The 26,488-nt window shown below is 48.2% G+C and carries 28 protein-coding genes and 1 pseudogene; 14 read left to right on the top strand and 15 right to left on the bottom strand.

Features of this window, described 5'->3' with window-relative positions; all coding sequences use genetic code 11:
- Window positions 1-302: pseudogene (locus tag HEN33_RS10735) on the bottom strand (hypothetical protein); the annotation flags it as partial.
- Between the two features lie 238 nt (window positions 303-540).
- Complete coding sequence (tdcR, locus tag HEN33_RS10730; RefSeq protein WP_050009867.1) at window positions 541-777, bottom strand: transcriptional activator TdcR; 237 nt, start codon at window positions 775-777, stop codon at window positions 541-543.
- A 314-nt stretch (window positions 778-1,091) separates the two neighbouring features.
- Between tdcR and tdcA the strand changes: the two genes are divergently transcribed.
- From tdcA to cyuA, 9 genes are all read left to right on the top strand, one after another.
- The gene (gene tdcA, locus HEN33_RS10725) at window positions 1,092-2,030 is read left to right on the top strand and encodes a transcriptional regulator TdcA (RefSeq protein ID WP_176262611.1); all 939 of its coding nucleotides are present in this window, start codon (window positions 1,092-1,094) and stop codon (window positions 2,028-2,030) included.
- Window positions 2,031-2,128: 98 nt separating this feature from the next.
- Window positions 2,129-3,118 (top strand): bifunctional threonine ammonia-lyase/L-serine ammonia-lyase TdcB, encoded by a 990-nt coding sequence (tdcB, locus tag HEN33_RS10720; RefSeq protein ID WP_000548353.1) that lies wholly within the window; start codon window positions 2,129-2,131, stop codon window positions 3,116-3,118.
- A 21-nt stretch (window positions 3,119-3,139) separates the two neighbouring features.
- Entirely contained in the window at window positions 3,140-4,471 is a 1,332-nt protein-coding gene (gene tdcC, locus HEN33_RS10715; RefSeq protein ID WP_000107721.1) for a threonine/serine transporter TdcC, read from the top strand.
- 25 nt (window positions 4,472-4,496) lie between these two features.
- Window positions 4,497-5,705, top strand: coding sequence for a propionate kinase (tdcD, locus tag HEN33_RS10710; RefSeq protein ID WP_176262610.1), 1,209 nt, complete (start codon window positions 4,497-4,499; stop codon window positions 5,703-5,705).
- Window positions 5,706-5,738: 33 nt separating this feature from the next.
- The gene (gene tdcE / locus HEN33_RS10705) at window positions 5,739-8,033 is read left to right on the top strand and encodes a 2-ketobutyrate formate-lyase/pyruvate formate-lyase (RefSeq protein ID WP_176262609.1); all 2,295 of its coding nucleotides are present in this window, start codon (window positions 5,739-5,741) and stop codon (window positions 8,031-8,033) included.
- A gap of 13 nt (window positions 8,034-8,046) precedes the next feature.
- Window positions 8,047-8,436 carry an enamine/imine deaminase gene (locus HEN33_RS10700; protein WP_000719990.1) on the top strand — a complete coding sequence of 130 codons (390 nt, stop codon included), beginning with the start codon at window positions 8,047-8,049 and terminating at the stop codon, window positions 8,434-8,436.
- Between the two features lie 71 nt (window positions 8,437-8,507).
- Complete coding sequence (gene tdcG, locus HEN33_RS10695; RefSeq protein ID WP_000622094.1) at window positions 8,508-9,872, top strand: L-serine ammonia-lyase; 1,365 nt, start codon at window positions 8,508-8,510, stop codon at window positions 9,870-9,872.
- 364 nt (window positions 9,873-10,236) lie between these two features.
- A complete protein-coding gene (locus HEN33_RS10690; protein WP_342367201.1) occupies window positions 10,237-11,478 on the top strand; it encodes a hypothetical protein in 1,242 nt (413 codons plus the stop codon).
- A 27-nt stretch (window positions 11,479-11,505) separates the two neighbouring features.
- Window positions 11,506-12,816: a cysteine desulfidase gene (cyuA, locus tag HEN33_RS10685; RefSeq protein ID WP_176262608.1), complete on the top strand. Its 1,311-nt coding sequence runs from the start codon at window positions 11,506-11,508 to the stop codon at window positions 12,814-12,816.
- A gap of 132 nt (window positions 12,817-12,948) precedes the next feature.
- Here the strand turns inward: cyuA and yhaL are convergent, their stop codons facing one another.
- Together yhaL and HEN33_RS10675 are read right to left on the bottom strand one after the other, a co-directional pair.
- On the bottom strand, window positions 12,949-13,113 hold the full coding sequence (gene yhaL, locus HEN33_RS10680; protein WP_001306007.1) for a protein YhaL: 165 nt from the start codon (window positions 13,111-13,113) through the stop codon (window positions 12,949-12,951).
- Between the two features lie 22 nt (window positions 13,114-13,135).
- Window positions 13,136-13,837: a pirin family protein gene (locus HEN33_RS10675; RefSeq protein WP_000633564.1), complete on the bottom strand. Its 702-nt coding sequence runs from the start codon at window positions 13,835-13,837 to the stop codon at window positions 13,136-13,138.
- Between the two features lie 104 nt (window positions 13,838-13,941).
- Between HEN33_RS10675 and yhaJ the strand changes: the two genes are divergently transcribed.
- Window positions 13,942-14,838, top strand: coding sequence for a DNA-binding transcriptional regulator YhaJ (gene yhaJ, locus HEN33_RS10670; RefSeq protein ID WP_001603817.1), 897 nt, complete (start codon window positions 13,942-13,944; stop codon window positions 14,836-14,838).
- 36 nt (window positions 14,839-14,874) lie between these two features.
- Here yhaJ and HEN33_RS10665 read toward each other — a convergent pair whose 3' ends face one another.
- The 11 genes from HEN33_RS10665 to exuR form a co-directional block, all read right to left on the bottom strand.
- Complete coding sequence (locus HEN33_RS10665; protein WP_094029910.1) at window positions 14,875-15,240, bottom strand: DUF805 domain-containing protein; 366 nt, start codon at window positions 15,238-15,240, stop codon at window positions 14,875-14,877.
- A 293-nt stretch (window positions 15,241-15,533) separates the two neighbouring features.
- Complete coding sequence (gene yqjG, locus HEN33_RS10660; RefSeq protein ID WP_000531185.1) at window positions 15,534-16,520, bottom strand: glutathionyl-hydroquinone reductase YqjG; 987 nt, start codon at window positions 16,518-16,520, stop codon at window positions 15,534-15,536.
- A gap of 247 nt (window positions 16,521-16,767) precedes the next feature.
- Entirely contained in the window at window positions 16,768-17,160 is a 393-nt protein-coding gene (locus tag HEN33_RS10655; protein WP_000732238.1) for a DoxX family protein, read from the bottom strand.
- A 186-nt stretch (window positions 17,161-17,346) separates the two neighbouring features.
- Window positions 17,347-17,646 carry a YqjK-like family protein gene (locus HEN33_RS10650; protein ID WP_000096086.1) on the bottom strand — a complete coding sequence of 100 codons (300 nt, stop codon included), beginning with the start codon at window positions 17,644-17,646 and terminating at the stop codon, window positions 17,347-17,349.
- Complete coding sequence (locus HEN33_RS10645; protein WP_000785722.1) at window positions 17,636-18,040, bottom strand: phage holin family protein; 405 nt, start codon at window positions 18,038-18,040, stop codon at window positions 17,636-17,638. The genes HEN33_RS10650 and HEN33_RS10645 overlap by 11 nt, the downstream gene beginning before the upstream one ends.
- Before the next feature lie 2 nt (window positions 18,041-18,042).
- Window positions 18,043-18,348: a DUF883 family protein gene (locus HEN33_RS10640; RefSeq protein ID WP_000031415.1), complete on the bottom strand. Its 306-nt coding sequence runs from the start codon at window positions 18,346-18,348 to the stop codon at window positions 18,043-18,045.
- A gap of 37 nt (window positions 18,349-18,385) precedes the next feature.
- Window positions 18,386-18,754, bottom strand: a complete 369-nt coding sequence (gene yqjC, locus HEN33_RS10635; protein ID WP_001352920.1) for a DUF1090 family protein YqjC — start codon at window positions 18,752-18,754, stop codon at window positions 18,386-18,388.
- Between the two features lie 146 nt (window positions 18,755-18,900).
- The gene (mzrA, locus tag HEN33_RS10630) at window positions 18,901-19,284 is read right to left on the bottom strand and encodes an EnvZ/OmpR regulon moderator MzrA (protein WP_001166773.1); all 384 of its coding nucleotides are present in this window, start codon (window positions 19,282-19,284) and stop codon (window positions 18,901-18,903) included.
- 3 nt (window positions 19,285-19,287) lie between these two features.
- The gene (yqjA, locus tag HEN33_RS10625; protein ID WP_000422149.1) at window positions 19,288-19,950 is read right to left on the bottom strand and encodes a DedA family general envelope maintenance protein YqjA; all 663 of its coding nucleotides are present in this window, start codon (window positions 19,948-19,950) and stop codon (window positions 19,288-19,290) included.
- Between the two features lie 21 nt (window positions 19,951-19,971).
- A complete protein-coding gene (gene yqiM / locus HEN33_RS26325; protein ID WP_211180508.1) occupies window positions 19,972-20,055 on the bottom strand; it encodes a protein YqiM in 84 nt (27 codons plus the stop codon).
- Between the two features lie 239 nt (window positions 20,056-20,294).
- Window positions 20,295-21,071, bottom strand: coding sequence for a transcriptional regulator ExuR (exuR, locus tag HEN33_RS10620; RefSeq protein ID WP_000406496.1), 777 nt, complete (start codon window positions 21,069-21,071; stop codon window positions 20,295-20,297).
- A 295-nt stretch (window positions 21,072-21,366) separates the two neighbouring features.
- On the opposite strand from exuR, the gene HEN33_RS10615 reads away from it, so the two are divergent.
- The 4 genes from HEN33_RS10615 to HEN33_RS10600 all read left to right on the top strand — a co-directional run bounded on the left by HEN33_RS10615 (window position 21,367) and on the right by HEN33_RS10600 (window position 26,461).
- Window positions 21,367-22,083: a fimbria/pilus periplasmic chaperone gene (locus HEN33_RS10615; RefSeq protein WP_148787588.1), complete on the top strand. Its 717-nt coding sequence runs from the start codon at window positions 21,367-21,369 to the stop codon at window positions 22,081-22,083.
- A gap of 29 nt (window positions 22,084-22,112) precedes the next feature.
- Entirely contained in the window at window positions 22,113-22,613 is a 501-nt protein-coding gene (locus HEN33_RS10610) for a CS1 type fimbrial major subunit (RefSeq protein ID WP_032185169.1), read from the top strand.
- Between the two features lie 90 nt (window positions 22,614-22,703).
- Window positions 22,704-25,388, top strand: a complete 2,685-nt coding sequence (locus HEN33_RS10605) for a TcfC E-set like domain-containing protein (RefSeq protein WP_105287709.1) — start codon at window positions 22,704-22,706, stop codon at window positions 25,386-25,388.
- Window positions 25,385-26,461 carry a CfaE/CblD family pilus tip adhesin gene (locus tag HEN33_RS10600; RefSeq protein WP_105271285.1) on the top strand — a complete coding sequence of 359 codons (1,077 nt, stop codon included), beginning with the start codon at window positions 25,385-25,387 and terminating at the stop codon, window positions 26,459-26,461. Before HEN33_RS10605 ends, HEN33_RS10600 begins: the two co-directional genes overlap by 4 nt.
- Window positions 26,462-26,488 lie beyond the last annotated feature (27 nt).

Raw genomic sequence — 26,488 nt, 5'->3', positions numbered from 1 at the left:
ATATAATCATCATTTACTCCTGTAGAAATATCTATGATGAATGGACTTCTATTTTCCGGTTGGATTCGGATCATTACAGAAGAAACATCACCTTTATAGACATTCAATGCAGTAATCGCAGATAATATTCTCCGCAATTCATTGCTTATGCTGTAAATTTCATTAACGTCATTTGTCGATATAATCTCGGCAAATTTTATTTTTACCTTCCAATAATCAATGTTTCTATTATAAGTGTTAACAGTTTCGTACATTGGTGGTATCGAAGGGGGTAAAAAATGTGAAACCGAATAACCTTTCATTGATGCCTGCCTTGTCATCATGACAAACAATAATCAATGCTTATTTTCCTTGCACGGTTCGCTCACAACTATCAAAAAACGCTCAATTACCCGGCATTACAGTCAACGAAGCAAAATTCTGTGGTCTACAACGATGTAAAGCACAACGAAAATCCTCCTTGTTCTCTTATTCTGATCGTATAGCGATGAACATCAATTATTCGTTTTGTGATCATCAACACAAAATGCTATTTAGTAACTATGGTGACAGTAGAAACGAGGGGAAACGATTGCATTCACAAAATGACGTCCTGTAAGAAGGGTGAAAGTTGATGTTAATCAATTGTTCGAGATGATCAATATCTGTATTCGAAATTTTAAAACATTGATAAAATAAATGTTTGCCCTCCAACAAATAGCGAGAAAAAATGTGACGTGCCGCATTATTTATCGCTGAAAATGATTTATTTATAATAAAATTTGATAACTTGCTCATAAAATTTAACTCAAAATTTGCCTGGTAATTATCCGCTAATTGCTTGAAATATGCTCGCAGCTGCTTTTTTTTATTAACCACATAACGAATGATGTTATCGCCATAAAATATGGTTATCCCTGTCATTTTTTTTGACAAAAATCAGGGTTTATGCTGATTTATATACTTTAACTTATTGATATATAAGAATATTTAATTGATACAGTGATGTCCAAAAAAGTATTGAAAGTTAATTTGTGAGTGGTCGCACATATCCTGTTCATTTCATTTTGATACACTTCATGCCGTCAATGAGGTTATTAACGTAGGTAGTTATGAGCACTATTCTTCTTCCGAAAACGCAGCATCTGGTAGTCTTTCAGGAAGTCATTAGAAGTGGCTCTATCGGCTCGGCTGCAAAAGAATTAGGGTTAACTCAACCCGCCGTCAGTAAAATCATTAACGATATTGAAGACTATTTTGGTGTGGAATTAGTGGTGCGGAAAAATACCGGTGTAACATTAACACCTGCCGGTCAATTGTTACTTTCCCGTTCCGAATCCATTACCCGTGAAATGAAAAATATGGTTAATGAGATAAGCGGTATGTCTTCTGAGGCGGTGGTGGAAGTCTCATTCGGTTTTCCTTCATTGATTGGTTTTACTTTTATGTCCGGGATGATCAACAAGTTCAAAGAGGTGTTTCCGAAAGCGCAGGTTTCTATGTATGAAGCGCAACTGTCTTCGTTCTTACCGGCAATCCGCGACGGTCGACTGGATTTTGCGATTGGTACGTTAAGCGTAGAAATGAAGCTTCAGGATTTACATGTTGAGCCGCTGTTCGAGTCCGAGTTTGTGTTGGTAGCCAGTAAGTCCCGAACATGCACCGGCACCATCACGCTGGAGTCGTTGAAGAACGAACAGTGGGTGTTGCCACAAACCAATATGGGGTACTACAGCGAGCTGCTCACCACGTTACAAAGAAATGGCATCAGTATTGAAAACATCGTTAAAACCGACTCAGTCGTGACAATTTATAATCTTGTTCTCAATGCTGATTTCTTAACTGTAATTCCTTGTGATATGACGTCACCTTTTGGTTCTAATCAATTTATTACTATTCCGGTTGAAGAAACATTACCTGTGGCACAATATGCCGCGGTATGGTCGAAAAATTATCGTATTAAAAAAGCAGCATCGGTTTTGGTGGAATTAGCCAAAGAGTATTCATCTTATAATGGGTGTAGACGAAGGCAATTAATTGAAGTTGGTTAGTTATTTGTTTTTATTTAAACATAAATAATCCACCTGTCTGTTTTGCAGGTGTCGGTTACGGTTACCTACATATTTAATTCAGGCTAAGAGGTTTTATAATGCATATTACATACGATCTCCCGGTTGCTATTGATGACATCATTGAAGCAAAACAACGACTGGCTGGGCGAATTTATAAAACAGGCATGCCTCGCTCCAACTATTTTAGTGAACGTTGCAAAGGTGAAATATTCCTCAAATTCGAAAACATGCAGCGTACCGGGTCATTTAAAATTCGTGGTGCATTTAATAAATTAAGTTCACTGACCGATGCGGAAAAACGTAAAGGTGTAGTGGCCTGCTCTGCGGGCAACCATGCGCAAGGGGTTTCGCTCTCCTGCGCGATGCTGGGTATCGATGGTAAAGTGGTGATGCCAAAAGGCGCGCCGAAATCCAAAGTAGCGGCAACGTGCGACTACTCCGCAGAAGTCGTTCTGCATGGGGATAACTTCAACGACACTATCGCTAAAGTGAGCGAAATTGTCGAAACGGAAGGCCGTATTTTTATCCCACCTTATGATGATCCGAAAGTGATTGCCGGTCAGGGAACGATTGGCCTGGAAATTATGGAAGATCTCTATGATGTCGATAATGTGATTGTGCCAATTGGCGGTGGCGGTTTAATTGCTGGTATTGCGGTAGCGATTAAATCAATTAACCCGACTATTCGTGTTATTGGCGTGCAGTCAGAAAACGTTCACGGCATGGCGGCTTCTTTCCACTCCGGAGAAATAACCACGCACCGAACTACCGGCACCCTGGCGGATGGTTGTGATGTCGCCCGCCCGGGTAATTTAACTTACGAAATCGTTCGTGAATTAGTCGATGACATCGTGCTGGTCAGCGAAGACGAAATCAGAAACAGTATGATTGCCTTAATTCAGCGCAATAAAGTCGTCACCGAAGGCGCAGGCGCTCTGGCATGTGCTGCATTATTAAGCGGTAAATTAGACCAATATATTCAAAACAGAAAAACCGTCAGTATTATTTCCGGCGGCAATATCGATCTTTCTCGCGTCTCTCAAATCACCGGTTTCGTTGACGCTTAATTAATTCGTTGAGGATAGGATATGAGTACTTCAGATAGCATTGTATCCAGCCAGACAAAACAATCGTCCTGGCGTAAATCAGATACCACATGGACGTTAGGCTTGTTTGGTACGGCAATCGGCGCCGGGGTGCTGTTCTTCCCTATCCGCGCAGGTTTTGGCGGACTGATCCCGATTCTTCTGATGTTGGTATTAGCATACCCCATCGCGTTTTATTGCCACCGGGCACTGGCGCGTCTGTGTCTTTCTGGCTCTAACCCTTCCGGCAACATTACGGAAACGGTGGAAGAGCATTTTGGTAAAACTGGCGGCGTGGTTATCACGTTCCTGTACTTCTTCGCGATTTGCCCACTGCTGTGGATTTATGGCGTTACTATTACCAATACCTTTATGACGTTCTGGGAAAACCAGCTCGGCTTTGCACCGCTGAATCGCGGCTTTGTGGCGCTGTTCCTGTTGCTGCTGATGGCTTTCGTCATCTGGTTTGGTAAGGATCTGATGGTTAAAGTGATGAGCTACCTGGTATGGCCGTTTATCGCCAGCCTGGTGCTGATTTCTCTATCGCTGATCCCTTACTGGAACTCTGCAGTTATCGACCAGGTTGACCTCGGTTCGCTGTCGTTAACCGGCCATGACGGTATCCTGATCACTGTCTGGCTGGGGATTTCCATCATGGTTTTCTCCTTTAACTTCTCGCCAATCGTCTCTTCCTTCGTGGTTTCTAAACGTGAAGAGTATGAGAAAGATTTTGGTCGCGATTTCACCGAGCGTAAATGTTCACAAATCATCTCTCGCGCCAGTATGCTGATGGTTGCAGTGGTGATGTTCTTTGCCTTTAGCTGCCTGTTTACGCTGTCTCCGGCGAATATGGCTGAAGCGAAAGCGCAGAATATTCCAGTGCTTTCTTATCTGGCTAACCACTTTGCGTCCATGACCGGTACCAAAACAACGTTTGCAATTACACTGGAATATGCAGCTTCCATCATCGCACTCGTGGCTATTTTCAAATCTTTCTTCGGTCACTATCTGGGGACGCTGGAAGGTCTGAATGGTTTGATTCTGAAGTTCGGTTATAAAGGTGACAAAACCAAAGTGTCGCTGGGTAAACTGAATACTCTCAGCATGATCTTCATCATGGGCTCCACCTGGGTTGTTGCCTACGCCAACCCGAACATCCTCGACCTGATTGAAGCCATGGGCGCACCGATTATCGCATCACTGCTGTGCCTGTTGCCGATGTATGCCATCCGTAAAGCGCCGTCTCTGGCGAAATACCGTGGTCGTCTGGATAACGTGTTTGTTACCGTGATTGGTCTGCTGACCATCCTGAACATCGTATACAAACTGTTTTAATCCGTAACTCAGGATGAGAAAAGAGATGAATGAATTTCCGGTTGTTTTGGTTATTAACTGTGGTTCGTCTTCGATTAAGTTTTCCGTGCTCGATGCCAGCGACTGTGAAGTATTAATGTCAGGTATTGCCGACGGTATTAACTCGGAAAATGCATTCTTATCCGTAAATGGGGGAGAGCCAGCACCGCTGGCTCACCACAGCTACGAAGGTGCATTGAAGGCAATTGCATTTGAACTGGAAAAACGGAATTTAAATGACAGTGTGGCCTTAATTGGCCACCGCATTGCTCACGGCGGCAGTATTTTTACCGAGTCCGCCATTATTACCGATGAAGTCATTGATAATATCCGTCGCGTTTCTCCACTGGCACCCCTGCATAATTACGCCAATTTAAGTGGTATTGAATCGGCGCAGCAATTATTCCCGGGCGTAACTCAGGTGGCGGTATTTGATACCAGTTTCCACCAGACGATGGCTCCGGAAGCTTATTTATACGGCCTGCCGTGGAAATATTATGAAGAGTTAGGTGTACGCCGTTATGGTTTCCACGGCACGTCGCACCGCTACGTTTCCCAGCGCGCGCATTCTTTGCTGAATCTGGCAGAGGATGACTCCGGCCTGGTCGTGGCGCATCTTGGCAATGGCGCGTCAACCTGCGCAGTTCGCAACGGTCAGAGTGTTGACACCTCAATGGGAATGACGCCGCTGGAAGGTTTGATGATGGGTACCCGCAGTGGCGATGTCGACTTCGGGGCGATGTCCTGGGTCGCCAGCCAAACCAACCAGAGCCTGGGTGACCTGGAACGCGTAGTGAATAAAGAGTCGGGATTATTAGGTATTTCCGGTCTTTCTTCGGATTTACGTGTTCTGGAAAAAGCCTGGCATGAAGGTCACGAACGCGCGCAACTGGCAATTAAAACCTTTGTTCACCGAATTGCCCGTCATATTGCCGGACACGCAGCCTCATTACGTCGCCTGGATGGAATTATATTCACCGGCGGAATAGGAGAGAACTCAAGTTTAATTCGTCGTTTGGTCATGGAGCATTTGGCTGTATTAGGCGTAGAGATTGATACAGAAATGAATAATCGCTCTAACTCCTTTGGAGAGCGAATTGTTTCTAGTGAAAATGCGCGTGTCATTTGCGCCGTTATTCCGACTAACGAAGAAAAAATGATTGCTTTGGATGCCATTCATTTAGGCAAAGTTAACGCGCCCGCAGAATTTGCATAATTTAGTTGAAGTATTGTAGAGAGATTATTTTTCATGAAGGTAGATATTGATACCAGCGATAAGCTGTACGCCGACGCATGGCTTGGCTTTAAAGGTACGGACTGGAAAAACGAAATTAATGTCCGCGATTTTATTCAACATAACTATACACCGTATGAAGGCGATGAATCTTTTCTCGCCGAAGCGACGCCAGCCACCACGGAATTGTGGGAAAAAGTAATGGAAGGCATCCGTATCGAAAACGCGACTCACGCGCCATTGGATTTCGATACTAATATTGCCACCACCATTACCGCTCATGATGCGGGATATATTGACCAGCCGCTGGAAAAAATTGTTGGCCTGCAAACAGATGCACCATTAAAGCGCGCGCTGCATCCGTTCGGCGGTATTAATATGATTAAAAGTTCATTCCACGCATATGGCCGTGAAATGGACAGCGAATTTGAGTACATCTTTACCGATCTGCGTAAAACCCATAATCAGGGCGTATTTGATGCGTACTCACCGGATATGCTGCGCTGCCGTAAATCGGGTGTACTGACTGGTTTGCCAGACGGTTATGGTCGTGGGCGTATTATCGGTGACTACCGCCGCGTGGCGCTTTACGGCATCAGTTATCTGGTACGTGAACGCGAACTGCAATTTGCCGATCTCCAGTCTCGTCTGGAAAAAGGCGAAGATCTCGAAGCCACTATCCGTCTGCGTGAGGAGCTGGCGGAACATCGTCGTGCGCTGTTGCAGATTCAGGAAATGGCGGCGAAATACGGTTTTGATATCTCCCGTCCGGCGCAGAATGCGCAGGAAGCGGTGCAGTGGCTTTACTTCGCTTACCTGGCGGCAGTGAAATCACAGAACGGCGGCGCAATGTCTCTTGGCCGTACGGCATCGTTCCTCGATATTTACATTGAGCGCGACTTTAAAGCTGGCGTGCTCAATGAGCAGCAGGCACAAGAACTGATCGACCATTTCATTATGAAGATCCGTATGGTGCGCTTCCTGCGTACGCCGGAATTTGATTCGCTGTTCTCTGGCGACCCGATCTGGGCGACGGAAGTGATCGGTGGGATGGGGCTGGACGGTCGTACGCTGGTGACCAAAAACTCTTTCCGTTATCTGCACACCCTGCACACTATGGGGCCAGCACCGGAACCAAACCTGACCATTCTGTGGTCGGAAGAATTACCGATCGCCTTCAAAAAATATGCCGCGCAGGTGTCTATCGTCACCTCTTCCTTGCAGTATGAAAACGACGATCTGATGCGTACTGACTTCAACAGCGACGATTACGCGATTGCCTGCTGCGTTAGCCCGATGGTGATTGGTAAGCAAATGCAGTTCTTTGGTGCACGCGCTAACCTGGCGAAAACGCTGCTCTACGCAATTAACGGCGGGGTGGACGAGAAGCTGAAGATTCAGGTCGGCCCAAAAACAGCACCGCTGATGGACGACGTCTTGGACTACGACAAAGTGATGGACAGCCTTGACCACTTTATGGACTGGCTGGCGGTGCAGTACATCAGCGCGCTGAACATCATCCACTACATGCACGACAAGTACAGCTACGAAGCCTCGCTGATGGCGCTGCACGATCGTGATGTCTATCGCACTATGGCGTGTGGCATCGCGGGCCTTTCAGTGGCGACGGACTCCCTGTCTGCCATCAAATATGCCCGCGTGAAACCAATCCGTGACGAAAACGGCCTGGCGGTGGACTTTGAAATCGACGGTGAATATCCGCAGTACGGCAACAACGACGAGCGCGTAGACAGTATTGCCTGCGACCTGGTTGAACGCTTTATGAAGAAAATTAAAGCGCTGCCAACCTATCGCAACGCCGTCCCTACCCAGTCGATTCTGACTATCACTTCTAACGTGGTGTACGGCCAGAAAACTGGTAACACGCCGGACGGTCGTCGCGCCGGAACACCGTTCGCACCGGGCGCTAACCCGATGCACGGTCGTGACCGTAAAGGTGCCGTGGCCTCGCTGACGTCGGTGGCGAAACTGCCGTTCACTTACGCCAAAGACGGTATCTCGTACACCTTCTCAATTGTCCCGGCGGCGTTGGGCAAAGAAGATCCAGTACGTAAAACCAACCTTGTCGGCCTGCTGGATGGGTATTTCCACCACGAAGCGGATGTCGAAGGCGGTCAACACCTCAACGTCAACGTAATGAATCGGGAAATGCTGCTGGATGCCATCGAGCACCCGGAAAAATATCCTAACCTGACAATCCGTGTCTCTGGCTACGCCGTGCGCTTCAACGCACTGACCCGTGAACAGCAACAGGATGTTATTTCACGTACTTTTACCCAGGTGCTCTGACGCCGGAGGATGTATGAAAAAGATTATCGAAACGCAACGTGCCCCAGGCGCAATCGGCCCTTATGTTCAGGGTGTTGATTTAGGCAGCATGGTCTTCACCTCCGGGCAAATTCCGGTTTGCCCGCAGACAGGTGAGATCCCGGCTGATGTGCAAGATCAGGCGCGTTTAAGCCTCGAAAACGTCAAAGCGATCGTGGTTGCTGCCGGGCTGAGCGTGGGTGATATCATCAAGATGACCGTGTTCATCACCGATCTGAATGATTTTGCCACCATCAATGAAGTCTATAAGCAGTTCTTCGATGAGCATCAGGCGACCTACCCGACCCGGAGCTGTGTGCAGGTCGCGCGTTTGCCGAAAGATGTGAAGCTGGAAATTGAAGCCATCGCAGTACGTAGTGCGTAAAGCCTCGTGAGCGGGACGGTCGCAAGGTCGTTCCGCTCCACTTCACTGAACGGCAATCCGAGGGTGTGGATATGATTAGTGCATTCGATATTTTCAAAATTGGGATTGGACCCTCCAGTTCGCATACCGTGGGGCCGATGAATGCCGGAAAAAGTTTTATTGATCGGCTGGAAAATAGCGGCTTATTAACCGCGACGAGCCATATTATGGTCGATCTGTACGGGTCGTTGTCACTGACGGGCAAAGGCCATGCCACGGATGTCGCCATCATCATGGGACTAGCAGGAAACAGTCCGCAGGATGTTGTTATTGATGAGATCCCTGCATTTATTGAGTTAGTGACGCGCAGCGGGCGGTTGCCGGTGGCTTCTGGGGCGCATGTTGTTGATTTTCCTGTAGCAAAGAACATTGTTTTCCATCCTGAAATGTTGCCTCGTCATGAGAACGGGATGCGGATTACTGCCTGGAATGGGCAGAAAGAGCTATTAAGCAAAACTTACTACTCAGTCGGTGGCGGATTTATCGTTGAAGAAGAACACTTCGGTCTGTCGCACGCTGTCGAAACCCTCGTACCTTACGATTTTCACTCAGCAGGTGAACTGCTGAAAATGTGTGATTACAACGGCCTGTCTATTTCTGGCCTAATGATGCACAACGAGCTGGCGCTGCGCAGCAAAGCGGAAATTGATGCCGGGTTTGCCCGTATCTGGCAAGTGATGCACGACGGCATTGAACGCGGGATGAATACCGAAGGCGTGCTGCCAGGACCGCTTAATGTGCCTCGTCGTGCCGTTGCGTTGCGTCGCCAGCTGGTTTCCAGCGATAACATCTCTAACGATCCGATGAACGTCATCGACTGGATCAACATGTACGCGCTGGCAGTGAGTGAAGAAAACGCAGCCGGTGGGCGCGTAGTAACAGCGCCGACCAATGGGGCGTGCGGCATTATTCCGGCTGTGCTGGCTTATTATGATAAGTTCCGTCGCCCAGTAAATGAGCGGTCAATTGCCCGCTATCTACTGGCAGCGGGGGCTATTGGCGCGCTGTATAAAATGAACGCTTCCATTTCTGGCGCGGAAGTCGGCTGTCAGGGGGAAATTGGCGTGGCCTGTTCAATGGCGGCGGCAGGGTTAACTGAACTACTGGGCGGCAGTCCGGCGCAGGTATGCAATGCGGCGGAAATTGCGATGGAGCATAACCTTGGTCTGACCTGCGATCCGGTTGCCGGACAGGTGCAAATCCCATGTATTGAACGTAATGCCATTAATGCCGTGAAAGCAGTAAACGCTGCGCGGATGGCGATGCGCCGCACCTCGGCACCGCGTGTTTCACTCGATAAAGTTATCGAGACGATGTATGAAACCGGCAAAGATATGAACGATAAATACCGCGAAACATCACGCGGAGGACTGGCCATTAAAGTGGTCTGCGGCTGACATTGCTGTCAGCTTTCATCCTTGGGTGCACAAATGTGCACCTTTTTTTTGTGATCTGCCGCAAATAGAGAATGAATATTCTCTTGCGGTTAATTTAGTAGAAAATTCTTATCCATCTCCGTTATTTCAATGTCTTGATTGTGAAGATTTTCTCTGACCTCGCGCGTATCATTTCCTTATTCTAATAACTCGCCTGCAAAAATGTAGACCGCATATCGCCTTGATGCGGCTCGGAAAAAAATAATAAGCCCTACAAAATATTGAGCGAGAAATTATGGAAATTGCATCGAATAAAGGCGTCATTGCAGACGCTTCGACCCCGGCAGGTCGTGCTGGAATGAGTGAGAGCGAGTGGTGAGAAGCGATCAAATTCGACAGTACTGACACCGGCTGGGTGATTATGAGTATCGGGATGGCGATTGGCGCGGGGATTGTTTTTCTCCCGGTGCAGGTCGGTTTGATGGGATTGTGGGTATTTTTGCTCTCATCGGTGATTGGTTACCCGGCAATGTATCTGTTTCAGCGGTTGTTTATTAATACGCTGGCAGAATCACCAGAGTGTAAAGATTACCCCAGCGTCATCAGCGGTTATTTAGGTAAAAACTGGGGCATCCTGTTAGGTGCGCTCTATTTCGTGATGCTGGTGATCTGGATGTTCGTCTATTCCACCGCCATCACCAACGATAGTGCTTCCTACCTGCATACCTTCGGCGTGACGGAAGGGTTGCTGTCAGACAGTCCCTTTTATGGTCTGGTACTGATTTGCATTCTGGTGGCGATCTCCTCACGCGGCGAGAAATTGTTATTCAAAATTTCGACGGGGATGGTGCTGACCAAGCTGCTGGTGGTCGCGGCGCTGGGCGTGTCGATGGTGGGAATGTGGCATCTGTACAACGTCGGTTCGCTGCCGCCGCTGGGGCTGCTGGTGAAAAACGCCATTATTACGCTGCCGTTTACCCTGACGTCGATTCTGTTTATCCAGACGTTAAGCCCGATGGTGATCTCTTATCGCTCGCGGGAAAAATCAATTGAAGTGGCGCGGCATAAAGCATTGCGGGCAATGAATATCGCGTTTGGCATTTTGTTTGTCACCGTCTTTTTCTACGCCGTGTCGTTCACGCTGGCGATGGGACATGACGAAGCGGTAAAAGCCTACGAGCAGAATATTTCCGCGCTGGCAATTGCGGCGCAGTTTATTAGCGGTGACGGCGCAGCGTGGGTGAAAGTGGTCAGCGTCATTCTTAATATTTTTGCCGTAATGACTGCATTCTTTGGTGTCTATTTAGGTTTTCGCGAAGCAACGCAAGGGATCGTAATGAACATCCTGCGTCGTAAGATGCCCGCCGAGAAGATTAACGAAAATCTCGTTCAGCGCGGCATCATGATTTTCGCCATTTTACTGGCCTGGAGCGCCATCGTACTGAACGCACCGGTGTTGAGCTTTACCTCTATCTGTAGCCCGATTTTCGGCATGGTAGGGTGCTTGATCCCGGCGTGGCTGGTTTACAAAGTACCGGCATTGCACAAATACAAAGGGATGTCTCTGTACCTGATTATCGTCACTGGTTTGTTGCTTTGTGTATCTCCGTTCCTGGCATTTTCTTGATTTACCTGAAATTTTAAGGTTTTTATTATGTTTGATTCGACTTTAAATCCGTTATGGCAGCGTTACATCCTCGCCGTTCAGGAGGAAGTAAAACCGGCGCTGGGATGTACTGAACCAATTTCACTGGCGCTGGCGGCGGCGGTAGCTGCGGCAGAACTGGAAGGTCCGGTTGAACGTGTAGAAGCCTGGGTTTCGCCAAATCTGATGAAGAACGGTCTGGGCGTCACCGTTCCTGGCACGGGAATGGTGGGGCTGCCGATTGCGGCGGCGCTGGGAGCGTTAGGTGGAAATGCCAACGCCGGGCTGGAAGTGCTGAAAGACGCAACTGCGCAGGCAATTGCTGATGCCAAAGCACTGCTGGCGGCGGGGAAAGTCTCAGTTAAGATCCAGGAACCTTGCGATGAAATCCTCTTCTCACGCGCCAAAGTCTGGAGCGGTGAGAAGTGGGCGTGTGTCACCATCGTTGGCGGGCATACCAACATTGTGCATATTGAGACGCACAATGGCGTGGTGTTTACCCAGCAGGCCAGTGTGGCAGAGGGCGAGCAAGAGTCGCCACTGACGGTGCTCTCCAGAACGACGCTGGCTGAGATCCTGAAGTTCGTCAATGAAGTGCCGTTTGCGGCGATCCGCTTTATTCTCGATTCTGCGAAGTTAAATTGTGCGTTATCGCAGGAAGGCTTGAGCGGTAACTGGGGGCTGCATATTGGCGCGACGCTGGAGAAACAGTGTGCACGCGGTTTGCTGGCGAAAGATCTCTCTTCATCCATTGTGATTCGTACCAGCGCGGCATCCGATGCGCGTATGGGCGGCGCTACGCTTCCGGCAATGAGTAACTCCGGCTCGGGTAACCAGGGGATCACTGCAACAATGCCTGTGGTGGTGGTCGCAGAACACTTCGGGGCCGATGATGAACGGCTGGCGCGTGCGCTGATGCTTTCGCATTTGAGCGCGATTTACATCCATAACCAGTTACCGCGTTTGTCTGCGTTGTGTGCCGCAACGACAGCAGCAATGGGGGCTGCTGCTGGGATGGCATGGCTGGTGGATGGGCGTTATGAAACCATCTCGATGGCGATCAGCAGTATGATCGGCGATGTCAGCGGCATGATTTGCGATGGTGCGTCCAACAGCTGCGCGATGAAGGTTTCGACCAGTGCTTCGGCTGCGTGGAAAGCAGTGTTAATGGCGCTGGATGATACCGCTGTGACCGGTAATGAAGGTATTGTGGCGCATGATGTTGAGCAGTCGATTGCCAACCTGTGTGCGCTGGCAAGCCATTCGATGCAGCAAACGGATCGGCAGATTATCGAGATTATGGCGAGCAAGGCCAGATAAACGCCTGGTTATGGGTATCGTGTCGGATGCGATGCTGGTGCATCTTATTTGGCCTACGAGTTGTGCAATTTGTTGATGTTGCTGGTTTTGTAGGCCGGATAAGGCGTTTACGCCGCATCCGGCAACCTGTCTTTACGCGGTAGCTTCATCCTCGGCTAAACGCGTTTCAGCATCCGCGACAATGGCTTCCAGTTCGCTCAACATCTCTTCATAGCCAAAATTATTGGCGGTGCGAGCCGGTTCCTTCGCCACCACGGGCTTCACCGGCTGACGCTTTTTGGCCGATTTTTTACTCATCTTCATCTCCCTGTAAAAACAACTAGACAGGCAAATCTATCAGCAAAGCGCGCAGTGGGGAATCGGCAACCAGCGTAATGTTAGCCTCGTCACGAATAAACGCCCCATCACCGCAGGTCAGCACCGCTTTCTCTTCATGATGCGTAAGCGCATGAAATTGCCCGTGAATCGATTGCAAATACGCGCGTGGCCCATGCAACTGGAAATTCGCACTTTCGCCTTTGTCTAGCACGATATGATGCAGCCACACTTGCTGGCGCAACTGCAGGCTTCCCATCGCCCCCTCTGGCGAGGCGATTAATTGCTGCTTGCCCATATCAAGCGCCAGTTTTTGAATCAGCGGATTCTCTCGCTGCGGGCAGGCATCCAGCCAAAGCTGCATCCGTGTTAACGGTTTGTCTTTGCTGAGATTGTGTTCGCTATAGCTGATACCCGGCTGGGTAGAGAGCAGCAACGCTTCACCTGCGTAGGCCTGAATATGATTGCCTTCGCTGTCACGATACTCAGCTTCTCCATCCAGAATCACATTTAAAATATCGACTTTAGGATAGGTACGCGGCTGGAAGGCGGCACCTGGGGCCAGAACTTCCTGGTTAAGCACGCGCAGGGAGGCATAGCCTAACAATTTCGGGTCGAAGTAGTGTCCAAAGGAAAAAGTATACCGGGCCTGCAACCATCCGTAGTCTGCTTGTCCACACTGCCTGGCAGTTCGGGTAGTAATCATAATTCTTGACCTCTCTTTACTTCCTTTTATGGTAAGGGGCTGGACGCTACATTGTTAGCCAGATATTCTGCCCGGTATGTTCAAATTTCCTGAATGAGAACGAAATGGCCAAAGAAAGGGCATTAACGCTGGAAGCACTACGGGTTATGGATGCGATCGATCGCCGGGGCAGTTTTGCGGCGGCGGCGGATGAGCTGGGACGCGTGCCTTCCGCACTTAGCTACACCATGCAAAAACTGGAAGAAGAGCTGGATGTGGTGCTGTTTGACCGCTCGGGCCATCGCACCAAATTCACCAATGTCGGGAGGATGTTGCTGGAGCGAGGGCGCGTTTTGCTGGAAGCCGCAGATAAACTGACTACCGATGCGGAAGCTCTCGCGCGCGGTTGGGAAACGCATCTCACCATTGTGACCGAAGCGCTGGTACCGACACCTGCCTTTTTCCCGTTAATTGACAAACTGGCGGTAAAAGCCAATACCCAACTGGCAATCATCACTGAAGTGCTGGCAGGGGCGTGGGAACGGCTGGAGCAGGGGCGCGCGGATATTGTTATCGCGCCGGATATGCATTTTCGTTCCTCGTCGGAGATCAACTCGCGCAAGCTCTATACCTTAATGAACGTCTATGTTGCCGCGCCAGATCACCCGATTCATCAAGAGCCAGAACCGTTATCTGAAGTGACGCGCGTGAAATATCGTGGAATTGCGGTGGCGGATACCGCTCGTGAGCGCCCAGTGTTGACCGTACAGCTGCTGGACAAACAGCCGCGCTTAACGGTGAGCACGATTGAAGATAAACGTCAGGCACTACTGGCGGGGCTTGGCGTGGCGACGATGCCGTATCCGATGGTCGAAAAAGATATTGCGGAAGGGCGGTTGCGTGTCGTCAGCCCGGAATCGACCAGCGAGATCGATATTATTATGGCCTGGCGTCGTGACAGTATGGGGGAAGCGAAATCCTGGTGTCTGCGGGAAATACCCAAACTTTTTAGCGGAAAATAATCAATTAAGCACCTTTTACAAGGTGCTTAATTATTATTACTGTTCCAGTTTTGGATCTGGTCCAAAGCGGTTTTCGCCTGGCGTACCTGCCTGGCAGTTAAAGACGATGATAATCAGCCAGCCGATAAACGGAATTAAGAACAGCAGTGCCCACCACGCCGAGCGGTCGGTGTCGTGCAGGCGGCGGAACTGAACTGCCCACCATGGTAAAAACACCAGAATACCGTAGATTGTCGTCAGGATGCCTTCGCCACCGGCGCGTTGCCAGCCTAACATTTTATCCAGCAGCCCCAGCACGAACGTAAAGATGATGTTGACCAGAATAAACATCCAGTACTCTTTGCGCCGCGCACGGCCCCGGAAACCGACATAATTTTTTAGTACTTTCAGATACCAGTCCATTTTTGCCTCAATTTTGCTCAATCACTTGTTTTTAAAGCAGCAATTTAAGAATAGACATGAATGAAATGGCAGTAAATATTCGTTTAATGAATTAATAAGGTACGCTGAAGGAGCGCTAAGACTGATGACAAGCGCAAAATTGCCAGATGTGCTACGCTGACCTGGCCTATGCGCTATTTTCAACCTATTGAATGTACGATGTTTTGTGGGTTGGAAAAGGCGTTCGCGCCGCATCCGATATGAACAAATTACACTTAGCTAAGTATCCGCGGCACCTTGTGGGGTACCCTGGTTTAACCGAAGCGAACATCTCGTCCGTGCGGTTCATCGAGATCCTGCCACGGACCAATTGAAATAATCCCCGTAGGGTTGATGGTCTTATGGCTGCGGAAGTAATGATTACGGATGTGATCGAAATTGACTGTTTCGGCAATTCCCGGCATCTGGTAGATATCGCGCAGGAAGCCATACAGATTCAGGTAATCGCTGATGCGGTGCTTATCACACTTGAAGTGGGTGACATACACCGGATCAAAACGGACCAGTGTGGTCCACAGGCGAATATCGGCTTCGGTTAGCTGGTTGCCGGTCAGGTAACGATGCTGACCTAAAATCTGTTCCAGCCGCGCCAGCGATTCAAACACTTTCACCACTGCCTCGTCGTAGGCTTCCTGGCTGGTGGCAAAACCGGCTTTATACACGCCATTGTTAACGGTGTCGTAAATCCAGCCGTTAAGTTCGTCAATTTTCGTTTGCAGGGCTGAAGGGTAGTAATCTCCAGCTTTCGCACCCAGCGCATCAAACGCGGTATTGAACATGCGGATGATTTCCGCTGATTCGTTGCTGACAATGGTGTGGTTCTTCTTGTCCCAGAGTACGGGAACAGTGACACGTCCGCTGTAGTGTGGATCGGCGTGGAGATAAAGCTGATACAGAAACTCATGTTGATAGAGTGTATCGCCGGTTGCTCCCGGAAAACTGTCATCAAAGGTCCAGCCGTTTTCCAGCATTAACGGGTTCACTACGGAAACGGAAATAAACGGTTCCAGTCCTTTGAGTTTACGCATGATCAGCGTGCGGTGCGCCCACGGGCAGGCGAGTGAAACATAGAGATGATAACGATCTTTCTCTGCGGCAAAACCGCCTTTGCCAGTGGGGCCTGGCGCGCCATCGGCAGTGAGCCAGTTACGAAATGCGGAAGCTGAACGTTGAAATTTACCGCCGGTGGATTTGGTGTCGTACCAGGTGTCATGCCAGACGCCGTCAATCAGTTGACCCATTTTTCTCTCCTCCAATAGCAAAAACGAGGAGCGTTTCTCCTCGTTTGAGACTGATGGCAAACGCAAAACTGCCTGATGCGCTATGCTTATCAGGCCTACGAGGTTTCTGCAATGTATTGAATTTGCATGTTTTTGTAGGCCGGGTAAGGCGTTCACGCCGAATCCGGCATGAACAACGCGCACTTTGTCAACAATCTGAAACGAGGAGTGTTCCCCCTCGTTTTTTATCGTTAAGTATAGCGCGTACTTACCACTTTTTATTCAACAGACGGTCGATGCTATACGCGCCCGGACCGGTAATCGCCAGCAGCAGGAATCCGCCAGAAATAGTCAGGTTTTTCATAAACATCAGCGAGTTCATGCCTTCTGCAAAATTGCTGTGAAATAAAAATGCCGTCAGCAGCGTAAAGCCCGCAGTAAACAGGGCAGTGGTACGTGTCAGGAAACCGAACAGGATTGCCAGACCACCACCAAACTCAAGCAGAATCACCAGTGGCAACATAAAGCCAGGGACACCCATCGCTTCCATATATTGTTGCGTACCCGCGTAGCCAGTAATTTTTCCCCAACCTGCCGTAATAAACAGAATCGGCATTAAAATGCGTGCGACCAGTACCCCAACATCTTCTAATTTTTTCATCTTACTCTCCACTGCGCCGCTCAGGCTGCTGATTGTTTTTTTGTGCAAGGGCGCGGTATTAGCGTCGTTGCTTTCGATGGAGAGAATCATAAACGTGGCGAAGCGTGATTGTTAGCAAGGAAAACTGTCAAATATTTTCAAAAAATTTGAGGAATAAGGCCGGAATGTCTCCGGCCAGAAAGGAAGTTAACCGCGAAGCTGTTGTTGCTTGAGGGTTGTTTTCACCAGACGCCAGGCGCTCCATACACCAAAACCGCGTCTGGCCCAGCGGACCAGCATATTGGGATGACGAATCGTCCAGATAGCCATCACACTACTGCCAACCAGCGCCCAGGAGCGCAGACTCAGCAGCATATTCCAGCGACGATCATAAGCGCCTGTCGCCTCCAGCCATTCACGACGACTGGCGGAAAGATCCAGCCGTTGTTGCTGGATCTGGCTAAGCAGTTGCGCCTTACGTCGTTCACGTTCGACTTTACTGCTCACGGGACTCCTCCTCGAGCAGTTGCCGATCGTTTGCCAGCTCATGGCGCGTATGGCGCAGTAAGGTGGATTTACGCGATTTACGTAACGTCCAGATACCGCCAATGAGTGCCAGTAGCAGCAACACCACGGTGGTGGCAATCATCGCATTCAGGCGATATTGCGGATCAACCGCCCAGATAATCAGCACCATCAGGCTCATAAGACCAAATGCAGCGAAAAGCATCGTCAGGCCCAGCATCAGTAAAAGCTGAAAGAGATTGGCTTTTTCCTCTTCCAGCTCCACCACCGCCAGCCGCAGACGTGTCTCCACCATTTCAACCATGATGGAAACAATTCGCTGCCCGATGCCCAGAACGCTTTTACCGGGCCCTTGCGCGTGATGAGTGTCCGCCATAATTAACGACGCGACAGCAGAACGCCGAGCACTACACCGATTGCAGCGCCAATGCCCACGCCCGTCCATGGATTTTCACGCACATACTCATCGGCACGCGCCGCCGCGACACGGGTTTGTTTGGCAATGGCATCACCGGTTTCACCCAGGCGATAACGGCTCTGTTTCAGTGCCTGCTCCGCTTTGCTACGAATCTTACTCAACTCTTCTTTCGACTTCTCGCCAGATGAGCTAAGCACCTCTTCCAGCGTATCGGAAAGGGATTTCAACTCAGCACGCAGATGTTCCGTAGTGTGTTCTTTCGACATAGTTTTCTCCAGGTGAGTAAGTAGTGACTATTGTGAGTTAGTAGTCGCGCGCTTCCAGCTTTTTCAGCTCTTCCTGCGCTTCTGCCAGTTTCCGTTCGCGTTTGGCAATCTTATCGGCATCGCCTTTTTGCTTCGCCTCGGCTAAATCTTGCTGGCGTTCCGCCACCTCATCTTTCTGCTTTGCGATTTTCTTCTGATGATCGGCACGCAGCTGGCTATCTGAACAGTTGGCCCGGACTTCACTCAGGGCTTTATTCAGACCGTCAATACGATTCTGGTTTTGGTGTTTTTCGGCATAGCTGATCTCCTTAAGGATATTTTGCTCCTTTTCCTGACACAGGGTAGTGGCATAACTACCGGTACTAAGAGCAAAAAGAGAAACAGCTAAAGCGATGCGGTATTTCATTCTTGAACCTTCCATTGTGATTCGGACCTATTACAAAGGAACGATTGTCCAGACAACGAAGCGGTAGTGTTGACCACCGCCTCATTAATCATAGACAGTTACGGTGAAATCACCAAAGTGAGTGATCTGTTTCGGATAACAGGAAGTTATCCGAAGCGATGAGAGTTATCCCGCAATCGGGTTAGCCACTGCATAGCCTGACTATTATTGTCCTGCTGCGCAATGATGTAGCCATGGGGCAATGTTCTGTCGAGAACCGCTTTTGCTGCGGCACTCTGGTCGCTGGAGTCAAACGTAATTAACAGAGTGTCGTTTTTAGGGGTGATGCTTTTGAAAGGAATGCCGTGAGCGTCAAGGTGATGCCAGATTGAAAAACCGTCTGGCATCGTTGTGCCTTGATGAACGGCACGAATCGCCAGCGTAGACTCTTGCTGGCGAACCGCGGACCAGGCCAGCAACAGCGTGCCGACCAGAAGTAAAACAGCGCCGGACCAGGTTAGCTGGCGAAGCGACATGCGAGGTATTTGCATCCCTTACCCCCGATTTCCATATTTCTTTTTCCATAACACGACCAGAGAACCTGCCAGGCCAAACACCAGCAGCACCACCGGGAGCAGCATCAGGCATGACATCAGCTGGTCCTCGTACTTTAAAAATACCGGCGTTTTGCCGAGCATGTAACCCAGAGTTGTCAGGATTAATACCCACAGCAGACCGCTCATCCAGTTGAAGAACTGAAAGCGCGCGTTATTCAGCCCTGATAACCCGGCAATCGTCGGCAGCAGTGTTCTGACAAACGCAATAAAGCGACCAATTAACAGCGCCGATAAACCGTGTTTATGAAAAAGATGGTGTGCGCGTTGATGATAATGCGCGGGTAAATGAGATAGCCAGTTTTGTACGGTGCGGGTATTGCCCAGCCATCGCCCCTGAATATAGCTGACCCAGCAGCCGAGGCTGGCGGCAACGGTCAGTAGCAGAATCGTTTGCGGATAGCCCATCGCGCCTTTCGCAATCAATACGCCGACCAACACCAGTAAACTGTCGCCCGGTAAAAAGGCCGCCGGAAGCAAGCCGTTTTCAAGGAACAAAATTACAAATAAAACAAAATAGAGCATGCCAATCATCGACGGATTGGCCAGGGTTTCAAAATCCTGCGCCCACAGGGCTTGCAGCAATTGGGTCAAAAGTTCCATTCATTATTCCTGGTGAATCGGTTAACGCCACGCTGGTTTTAAAAGATGCACTACCGCAATGTTATTGCTGTTTTGGTATGTTCTGCGGGTTTGATACATCAACACAGCCTGAACTATTCCCTGTTAAATCGTGAGATAAGAAAGCATTCAAAAGCATAAATTCAAATTGAATCTAATTGTAACAAAGGTCAACGTTGTTCGTTATCAAAATTACATGTCCGTGGAGTCTGATTTTGCTGAATGCAGGGGAGGGAGGCGAGAGGATTTACACAGGCTGACACTTTATACTTTTCGCTTACCGACGAGGCAAACAGGCGCGTCGTTGCGCCTGCCGAATGGGGATTTCATTTGCTGCCGCTGGTGGCCGTATCAAGATGCACAACGGGATTTTCGGCGAACAGATAGCGGTCGGCATTGAACTCGAAATCGTCGCTGGTTTCGTTAAATAACATGATCTTGGTGTTTTCCAGATGCTGCCACATTGCCAGCTTCGCGGCATGGGGATCTTTGCGAATTAACGCTTTGAGGATCTGATCGTGGTCATCGCACCAGTTATCGACAGTACGGGCATCAATATGCTCGTGCAGTTTTTTCCAGTATGGGTTATGGCTACGTTGGGTCCACATTTTTTCAACGATGGCTGCCAGGGCGGAGTTCTGCGTCGCCAGGGCAACCTGAATATGGAACTGCAAATCCCACTCGGAATCACGGAAGCATTGTTCGCCGCGCGCCTGCTCCTGGATGGCCATCAGTTTCATGATGTCCTGTTTGGTTACCTGGGTCGCTGCGAACTCGGCAATATTACTTTCGATGAGCTGACGTGCCTGAAGCAGCTCAAACGGACCGTAATTGGCGAATTCCATATTAGTGTCAGCTGACTGCTGATGGCGCGGCTGGTTGGAAACCACATGAATACCCGAGCCTTTACGCACCTCTACATAGCCTTCAACTTCAAGCATGATGATGGCTTCACGAACCACGGTGCGACTGACGTTTTTTTCATCGGCAATAAAGCGCTCAGCAGGCAGTTTATCACCCACCAGATAGACGCCCTGTTCGATGCGCTCTTTCAGATCAGCGGCAAGTTGTTGATACAAACGGCGTGGTTCAGTGATTTCCATATGCGTCTCCCGGAGTGGAATGCGGACAAAGTTATCATACCACTTTATTCAAGGGTATGCCATCGTTCATATATAATTATGGTGATTGAATTAATATAATAAATTAATATTGTGAATATTTATAAATTCCTAAAAATTAAGTGTTGCCATTGTGAAAATCACTATGTTTCAGTAACTTAATTCTTTACTTTTAAATTTAATCTTCACTAAAAATGCTTTTTTATATTGACTTACAATAGGTCTACATTTCTAATGCACTAACTTTTTGGAAACAATACTATAAGATCAAATTTATATGGTGGCGAAAATTAACTTCTTATCACGGCTTACGCCGCTTTTATTCGTGTTCGCTCCTTTTTTTGCACAGTCAAATATGACTGTTTATCCTATGGCTGTTTCCATTAATAGCCTGGGTGAAGGCAACGTTCGCGTTATATCTAAAAGTAATGAAGTTCAGTATATTAAGGCGACAGTATTCCGTATCGATAATCCATCGACGCCTCAGGAAAATGAAGTTGAGATTAAATCCGGTGATGCAAATCATCTGGTTGTGATGCCACCCAAATTCGCCTTACCAGCCGGTAGTAGCAAAACCGTGCGCTTTGTCGCGATGGAACCAGAGCAAAAAGAGAAAAACTATCGCGTTAAATTTGAAGCGGTTCCCAGTATTGATGACGTTGCCACGGATAAAAAAGATCTCTCTATGCAGTTAACAGTTAATTTAATTTGGGGGATTGTTGTTAGTGTTCCACCTCAGCAACCTATTGCTAAGTTAGAAGTAAGCCCTGCCCAAAAATTATTAAATGCAGGGAATCAGCGCTTGAAAATTTTAACGATCGCTTATTGTAAAAATAATAGTAAAAATAATTGCAAGATACAGACCGTCAATAAAAACATTTTCCCTGGTCAGGAAAGAAGTTTAGAAGGCATATCTGGCTACGATAAAATCGTTGTCAAATATAATAACTGGATCACCAAGGATAATGGCGAGTTTGAACTGGCGGTTCATTAATTATCATTGTAATAAACAAAGGAATAGTAATGAAAAAGGTATTCGCAAAATCTCTTCTGGTAGCGGCAATGTTTTCCGTTGCAGGTTCTGCATTAGCAGTACAAAAAGATATCACTGTTACTGCCAATGTTGATGCTGCTCTGGATATGACTCAGACAGATAACAGCGCACTGCCGAAAGCAGTTGAAATGCAATATCTGCCGGGGCAGGGCCTGCAATCTTACCAGTTAATGACCAAAATCTGGTCAAATGACACGACCAAAGACGTGAAAATGCAGTTAGTTTCTCCTGCACAACTGGTTCAAAGCCTGGACGCTACTAAAGTTGTTCCGCTGACTGTAACCTGGGGCGGTGAAGAGATTAAAGCTGATGCGGCAACCACTTTTACTGCAACAAAAATCTTTGCTTCCGATGCGTTAACTAACGGTTCGCTGGCTAAACCACTGATGTTTGCTCAAGCCACCAAAGGTGTTCTGGAAACAGGTATTTACAGTGGCGTAGTCAGCATTTATCTGTCCCAGGATATCTAATCCTAATAACAGAATTAACATGTAATAAAGGGAGGAAATTCCTCCCTTCTTTTAACTATTTTAGTATTTATTATGGATTACAGGACTGCCATGGATAAAAAACTACTGGCTCTTTTGATCCTGGCGAGTATCAGCCCGGCAAAGGCAACATTAACAAAAATCCCCGCTGGTTTCGAGATTATTGCTCAAGGACAGCAGGAGTATATCGAGGTTTATTTTGCAGGGAAAAGTCTCGGTAAATACTATGCAATGGTTAATCTTGATACCATAACATTTCTGGACTCATCGAGTTTATACAGTAAACTGGAATTGAACACCGACGATCAAAAAATCGCACGTACAGTGAAAGAAAAACTATCGCAACCGTTAGCTCGCCATGGTGAACTGGCTTGTGGCTTTGTACGTACTGATTCAGGCTGTGGTTTTCTTAATACTGAGACGGTAGAAATAATCTTCAATGATGAGGAAAGTTCAGCAACGCTCTTTCTCAATCCGCAATGGAGTTCTGCGTTTGATACGAAATCATTGTATTTAAATCCTGACCAAAATACGGTTAACGCGTTTATACATCAGCAAGATATTAATGTGCTGGTACAGGACGATTACCAATCGTTGTCAATTCAAGGTAATGGTGCGCAGGGAATAACAGAAAATAGTTATATTGGCGCCCACTGGAATTTCAACGGTTATGATGGTGATGATATCAGTGACAGTAATGCTGATGTCAGCGATCTCTATTATCGCTACGATTTTTTACGTCGTTATTATGTGCAGGCGGGGCGGATGGACAACCGCACATTATTTAATGCACAAGGTGGTAACTTTACGTTTAACTTTCTGCCACTCGGTGCAATCGACGGAATGCGTATCGGGTCGACGCTCAGTTATTTAAACCAGACGCAAAGCCAGCAGGGAACCCCGGTAATGGTTTTGCTTTCGCGCAATTCACGTGTTGATGCTTATCGTAATGAACAACTTTTGGGGTCGTTTTACCTCAATAGCGGTTCGCAATTTATTGATACCAATTCCTTTCCGCCAGGCAGTTACAGCGTGGCGTTAAAAGTCTATGAAAATAACCAACTCACCCGCACTGAGCTCGTGCCATTTACCAAAACCGGCGGTCTGACAGACGGAAATGCCCAGTGGTTTTTACAGGCGGGGAAAACCACATCTCAAGCTTCTGATGATGAAAGTTCGGCTTATCAGCTGGGTGTGCGCCTGCCATTACATCCGCAATATGAGCTCTATGCAGGGCTGGCGAATGCAGATGATGTTAGTGCCTTCGAGTTAGGCAATAACTGGACAGCAGATTTAGGCGTGGCAGGGAATCTACTCATCAACGCCAGCGTGTTCCGTAACGATGATGGTGGCAAAGGTGATATGCAACAGGCTAACTGGAGTCAATCGGGATGGCCGACATTGGGCTTTTATCGTACCAACTCTGATGGTGATGTTTGTACAACCGACAACCGAGAAAGCTACAACGCCTTAAGCTGTTATGAAAGCATCTCCGCGACGATTTCACAGAATCTTGTAGGCTGGAACATGATGCTGGGTTATACCCGTACGCAAAATAACACGAATGACAATCTGCGTTGGGACAAACAGCAGAGCTTTGAAAATAACTATCTTCGCCAGACGACGGCGCAAAGTATTTCCGAAACTTTACAACTCAGTGCTTCCCGCGCTTTCGTGATGCGTGACTGGATTTTGAGTACTACTGTTGGTGTTTTCCATCGTAATGACAATGGGGATGATAACGACGATAACGGCTTGTACTTATCGTTTTCGTTATCTGATACGCCAACGATGGATAGCAATAACAACAGCTATTTAACCAATGTTTCTACTGACTATCGTTATAGCGATCAGGATGGCGATCAAACGTCATGGCAGTTATCTCATACCTTTTATAACGACTCATTCAGCCATAAAGAGCTTGGCGTGACCGTCGGCGGTCTGAACACCGATACCATAAACAGCGCGGTTAACGGGCGTTGGGATGGTCAATATGGAAATGTCTACGCTACTGTTTCGGACAGTTATGATCGCCAGAATCATGATCATATCTCAGCCTTTACCGGTACATATAGCTCCACACTTGCGGTGAGTCGCTATGGCATTAATGTGGGGGCCAGCGGCTCAGATGATCTGCTGGGGGCGGTGTTGGTGGATGTGAAAGGTTTCTCTGAGCAGGATGAACAGAGTCAGGAGCTGCAACTCGAAGCGCGAGTGGCGGGCAGCAGAACATTGCAACTTGGTCAAAATGACAGCGTATTGTTTCCGTACGCCGGGTTCCAGTCGGGTTTTGTGGAAGTTAACGATAGCAGCCAGGGCGATCAGCAAGGGACAACCAACATCATTAACGGTGCTGGAAATCGTGAATTAATGTTGTTACCGGGCAAGCTGCGCTATCGCGAAGTGTCTGCCAGCTTTAATTACAACTATATTGGTCGCTTGTTATTGCCCGCATCAGTAGAGAAATTCCCGCTGGTTGGTCTGAACAGCGCCATGTTACTGGTGGCTGAAGACGGTGGATTTACACTTGAGATTAGCGGTAGTGAAAAAGATCTGTATCTGCTTTCCGGGCAGCATTTCCTTAAGTGTCCACTGAGTGTTGTGAAGAAACGTGCCAGCATTCGCTACAGCGGGGTTGTGACTTGCAGCATCGTGAGTTATTCGCAATTACCGGAGTCCATTCAGGTTCAGGCACAGTTAAAACAGCCTAAATTACGCGGAAACGTACAAACGGCGCAAAGGGAGGTTGCACCATGAGAAAGCGATTGATTGCAGGTATTTGGGGGATATTTTTCTCCGCTCAGTATGCCCAGTCTGCACCTGTTGTCACTGCAGAAGTGACATATGATTTAGCATCAGGAAGAGCAGATTATTACTTCTGGAATCGAGAAGAACCACCAGCAAAAAATAAGTATGCGTCTTATCTATGTGCATTCTCTAATTTGCAGCAAACCTGTACCAGCAGCTCTAACATGTCCACAGTTCAAATCTATATGACAGAACAGCGCAGTGGTATGCGTTGGCAGGTAAAACTTAAAGGATACATATCTGCACAAACATCAAGAGTCGGTTCAGATTGTGAAGGGTATACTAAACAACTCCCTCTTACTGATTATACCGGGTGGAATTGCAGAGATAACACGGGCACATATGGCGCGGACAGGAGACAACTCACACTTTACCTTGAACAGGCTGAAATGAAGAAGCTACCGATCGGTGGCGTCTGGAAAGGGTCAGTGAAATTACATTTGAATAGCCCTTCACAGGACTATTTTGCGGATATTACCCTGAATACCCTCGACCCCAATCATATAGACGTCTTCTTTCCTGAGTTTGCGCATGCCACGCCGCGTGTGCAGTTAGATTTACATCCTACGGGCAGCGTCAATGGCAGCAATTACGCACAAGACCTGACCATGCTTGACATGTGCCTGTATGACGGTTTTAACGGTAATGGCCTCAGCTATGAAATCTTGCTAAAAGATGAGGGACGCGCGGCGGCGGGGCGCAACAATGGTGAATTCTCCATATATCGTCAGGGAGGCACATCTACTGACGCAGCGGAACGTATCGACTATCGCGTCAAAATGTCTAACCCGGAGACTGGCGGGCAAATCGATGTGCGCAACAATGAAAGTATCGTCTGGAACAACATCAATCTTAAACGTGTACGTCCGGTAGTGTTGCCCGGCATTCGTTACGCAGTGATGTGTGTCCCCACACCACTGACGTTGGTGGTGGATAAATTTAACGTGACGGCAAAACAGGCTGGATATTACATGGGTAAATTGTCGGTAATATTTACCCCATCCTTGCCAACTATCAATTAATCCTGTAACCCGGATAAACGGTTTGTT

It is taken from the genome of Escherichia sp. 94.0001, assembly GCF_013369155.2.
GTDB lineage: Bacteria > Pseudomonadota > Gammaproteobacteria > Enterobacterales > Enterobacteriaceae > Escherichia > Escherichia coli_F.
The sequence above is the reverse complement of the archived record's forward strand: the minus strand, read 5'-3'. Positions and strand labels throughout refer to the sequence as shown.

Coding starts and splice junctions, on each gene's coding strand:
- tdcA (WP_176262611.1), top strand. CDS start 1,092: ATGAGCACTATTCTTCTTCCGAAAACGCAGCATCTGGTAGTCTTTCAG.
- HEN33_RS10615 (WP_148787588.1), top strand. CDS start 21,367: ATGGTGGCGAAAATTAACTTCTTATCACGGCTTACGCCGCTTTTATTC.
- tdcG (WP_000622094.1), top strand. CDS start 8,508: ATGATTAGTGCATTCGATATTTTCAAAATTGGGATTGGACCCTCCAGT.
- cyuA (WP_176262608.1), top strand. CDS start 11,506: ATGTTTGATTCGACTTTAAATCCGTTATGGCAGCGTTACATCCTCGCC.
- yqjG (WP_000531185.1), bottom strand. CDS start 16,520: ATGGGTCAACTGATTGACGGCGTCTGGCATGACACCTGGTACGACACC.
- yqjC (WP_001352920.1), bottom strand. CDS start 18,754: ATGAAATACCGCATCGCTTTAGCTGTTTCTCTTTTTGCTCTTAGTACC.
- HEN33_RS10645 (WP_000785722.1), bottom strand. CDS start 18,040: ATGGCGGACACTCATCACGCGCAAGGGCCCGGTAAAAGCGTTCTGGGC.
- tdcC (WP_000107721.1), top strand. CDS start 3,140: ATGAGTACTTCAGATAGCATTGTATCCAGCCAGACAAAACAATCGTCC.
- HEN33_RS10700 (WP_000719990.1), top strand. CDS start 8,047: ATGAAAAAGATTATCGAAACGCAACGTGCCCCAGGCGCAATCGGCCCT.
- HEN33_RS10655 (WP_000732238.1), bottom strand. CDS start 17,160: ATGAAAAAATTAGAAGATGTTGGGGTACTGGTCGCACGCATTTTAATG.
- exuR (WP_000406496.1), bottom strand. CDS start 21,071: ATGGAAATCACTGAACCACGCCGTTTGTATCAACAACTTGCCGCTGAT.
- HEN33_RS10665 (WP_094029910.1), bottom strand. CDS start 15,240: ATGGACTGGTATCTGAAAGTACTAAAAAATTATGTCGGTTTCCGGGGC.
- HEN33_RS10610 (WP_032185169.1), top strand. CDS start 22,113: ATGAAAAAGGTATTCGCAAAATCTCTTCTGGTAGCGGCAATGTTTTCC.
- mzrA (WP_001166773.1), bottom strand. CDS start 19,284: ATGCAAATACCTCGCATGTCGCTTCGCCAGCTAACCTGGTCCGGCGCT.
- tdcR (WP_050009867.1), bottom strand. CDS start 777: ATGAGCAAGTTATCAAATTTTATTATAAATAAATCATTTTCAGCGATA.
- yqjA (WP_000422149.1), bottom strand. CDS start 19,950: ATGGAACTTTTGACCCAATTGCTGCAAGCCCTGTGGGCGCAGGATTTT.
- yhaJ (WP_001603817.1), top strand. CDS start 13,942: ATGGCCAAAGAAAGGGCATTAACGCTGGAAGCACTACGGGTTATGGAT.
- tdcD (WP_176262610.1), top strand. CDS start 4,497: ATGAATGAATTTCCGGTTGTTTTGGTTATTAACTGTGGTTCGTCTTCG.
- HEN33_RS10640 (WP_000031415.1), bottom strand. CDS start 18,348: ATGTCGAAAGAACACACTACGGAACATCTGCGTGCTGAGTTGAAATCC.
- HEN33_RS10675 (WP_000633564.1), bottom strand. CDS start 13,837: ATGATTACTACCCGAACTGCCAGGCAGTGTGGACAAGCAGACTACGGA.
- tdcE (WP_176262609.1), top strand. CDS start 5,739: ATGAAGGTAGATATTGATACCAGCGATAAGCTGTACGCCGACGCATGG.
- tdcB (WP_000548353.1), top strand. CDS start 2,129: ATGCATATTACATACGATCTCCCGGTTGCTATTGATGACATCATTGAA.
- yhaL (WP_001306007.1), bottom strand. CDS start 13,113: ATGAGTAAAAAATCGGCCAAAAAGCGTCAGCCGGTGAAGCCCGTGGTG.
- HEN33_RS10605 (WP_105287709.1), top strand. CDS start 22,704: ATGGATAAAAAACTACTGGCTCTTTTGATCCTGGCGAGTATCAGCCCG.
- HEN33_RS10600 (WP_105271285.1), top strand. CDS start 25,385: ATGAGAAAGCGATTGATTGCAGGTATTTGGGGGATATTTTTCTCCGCT.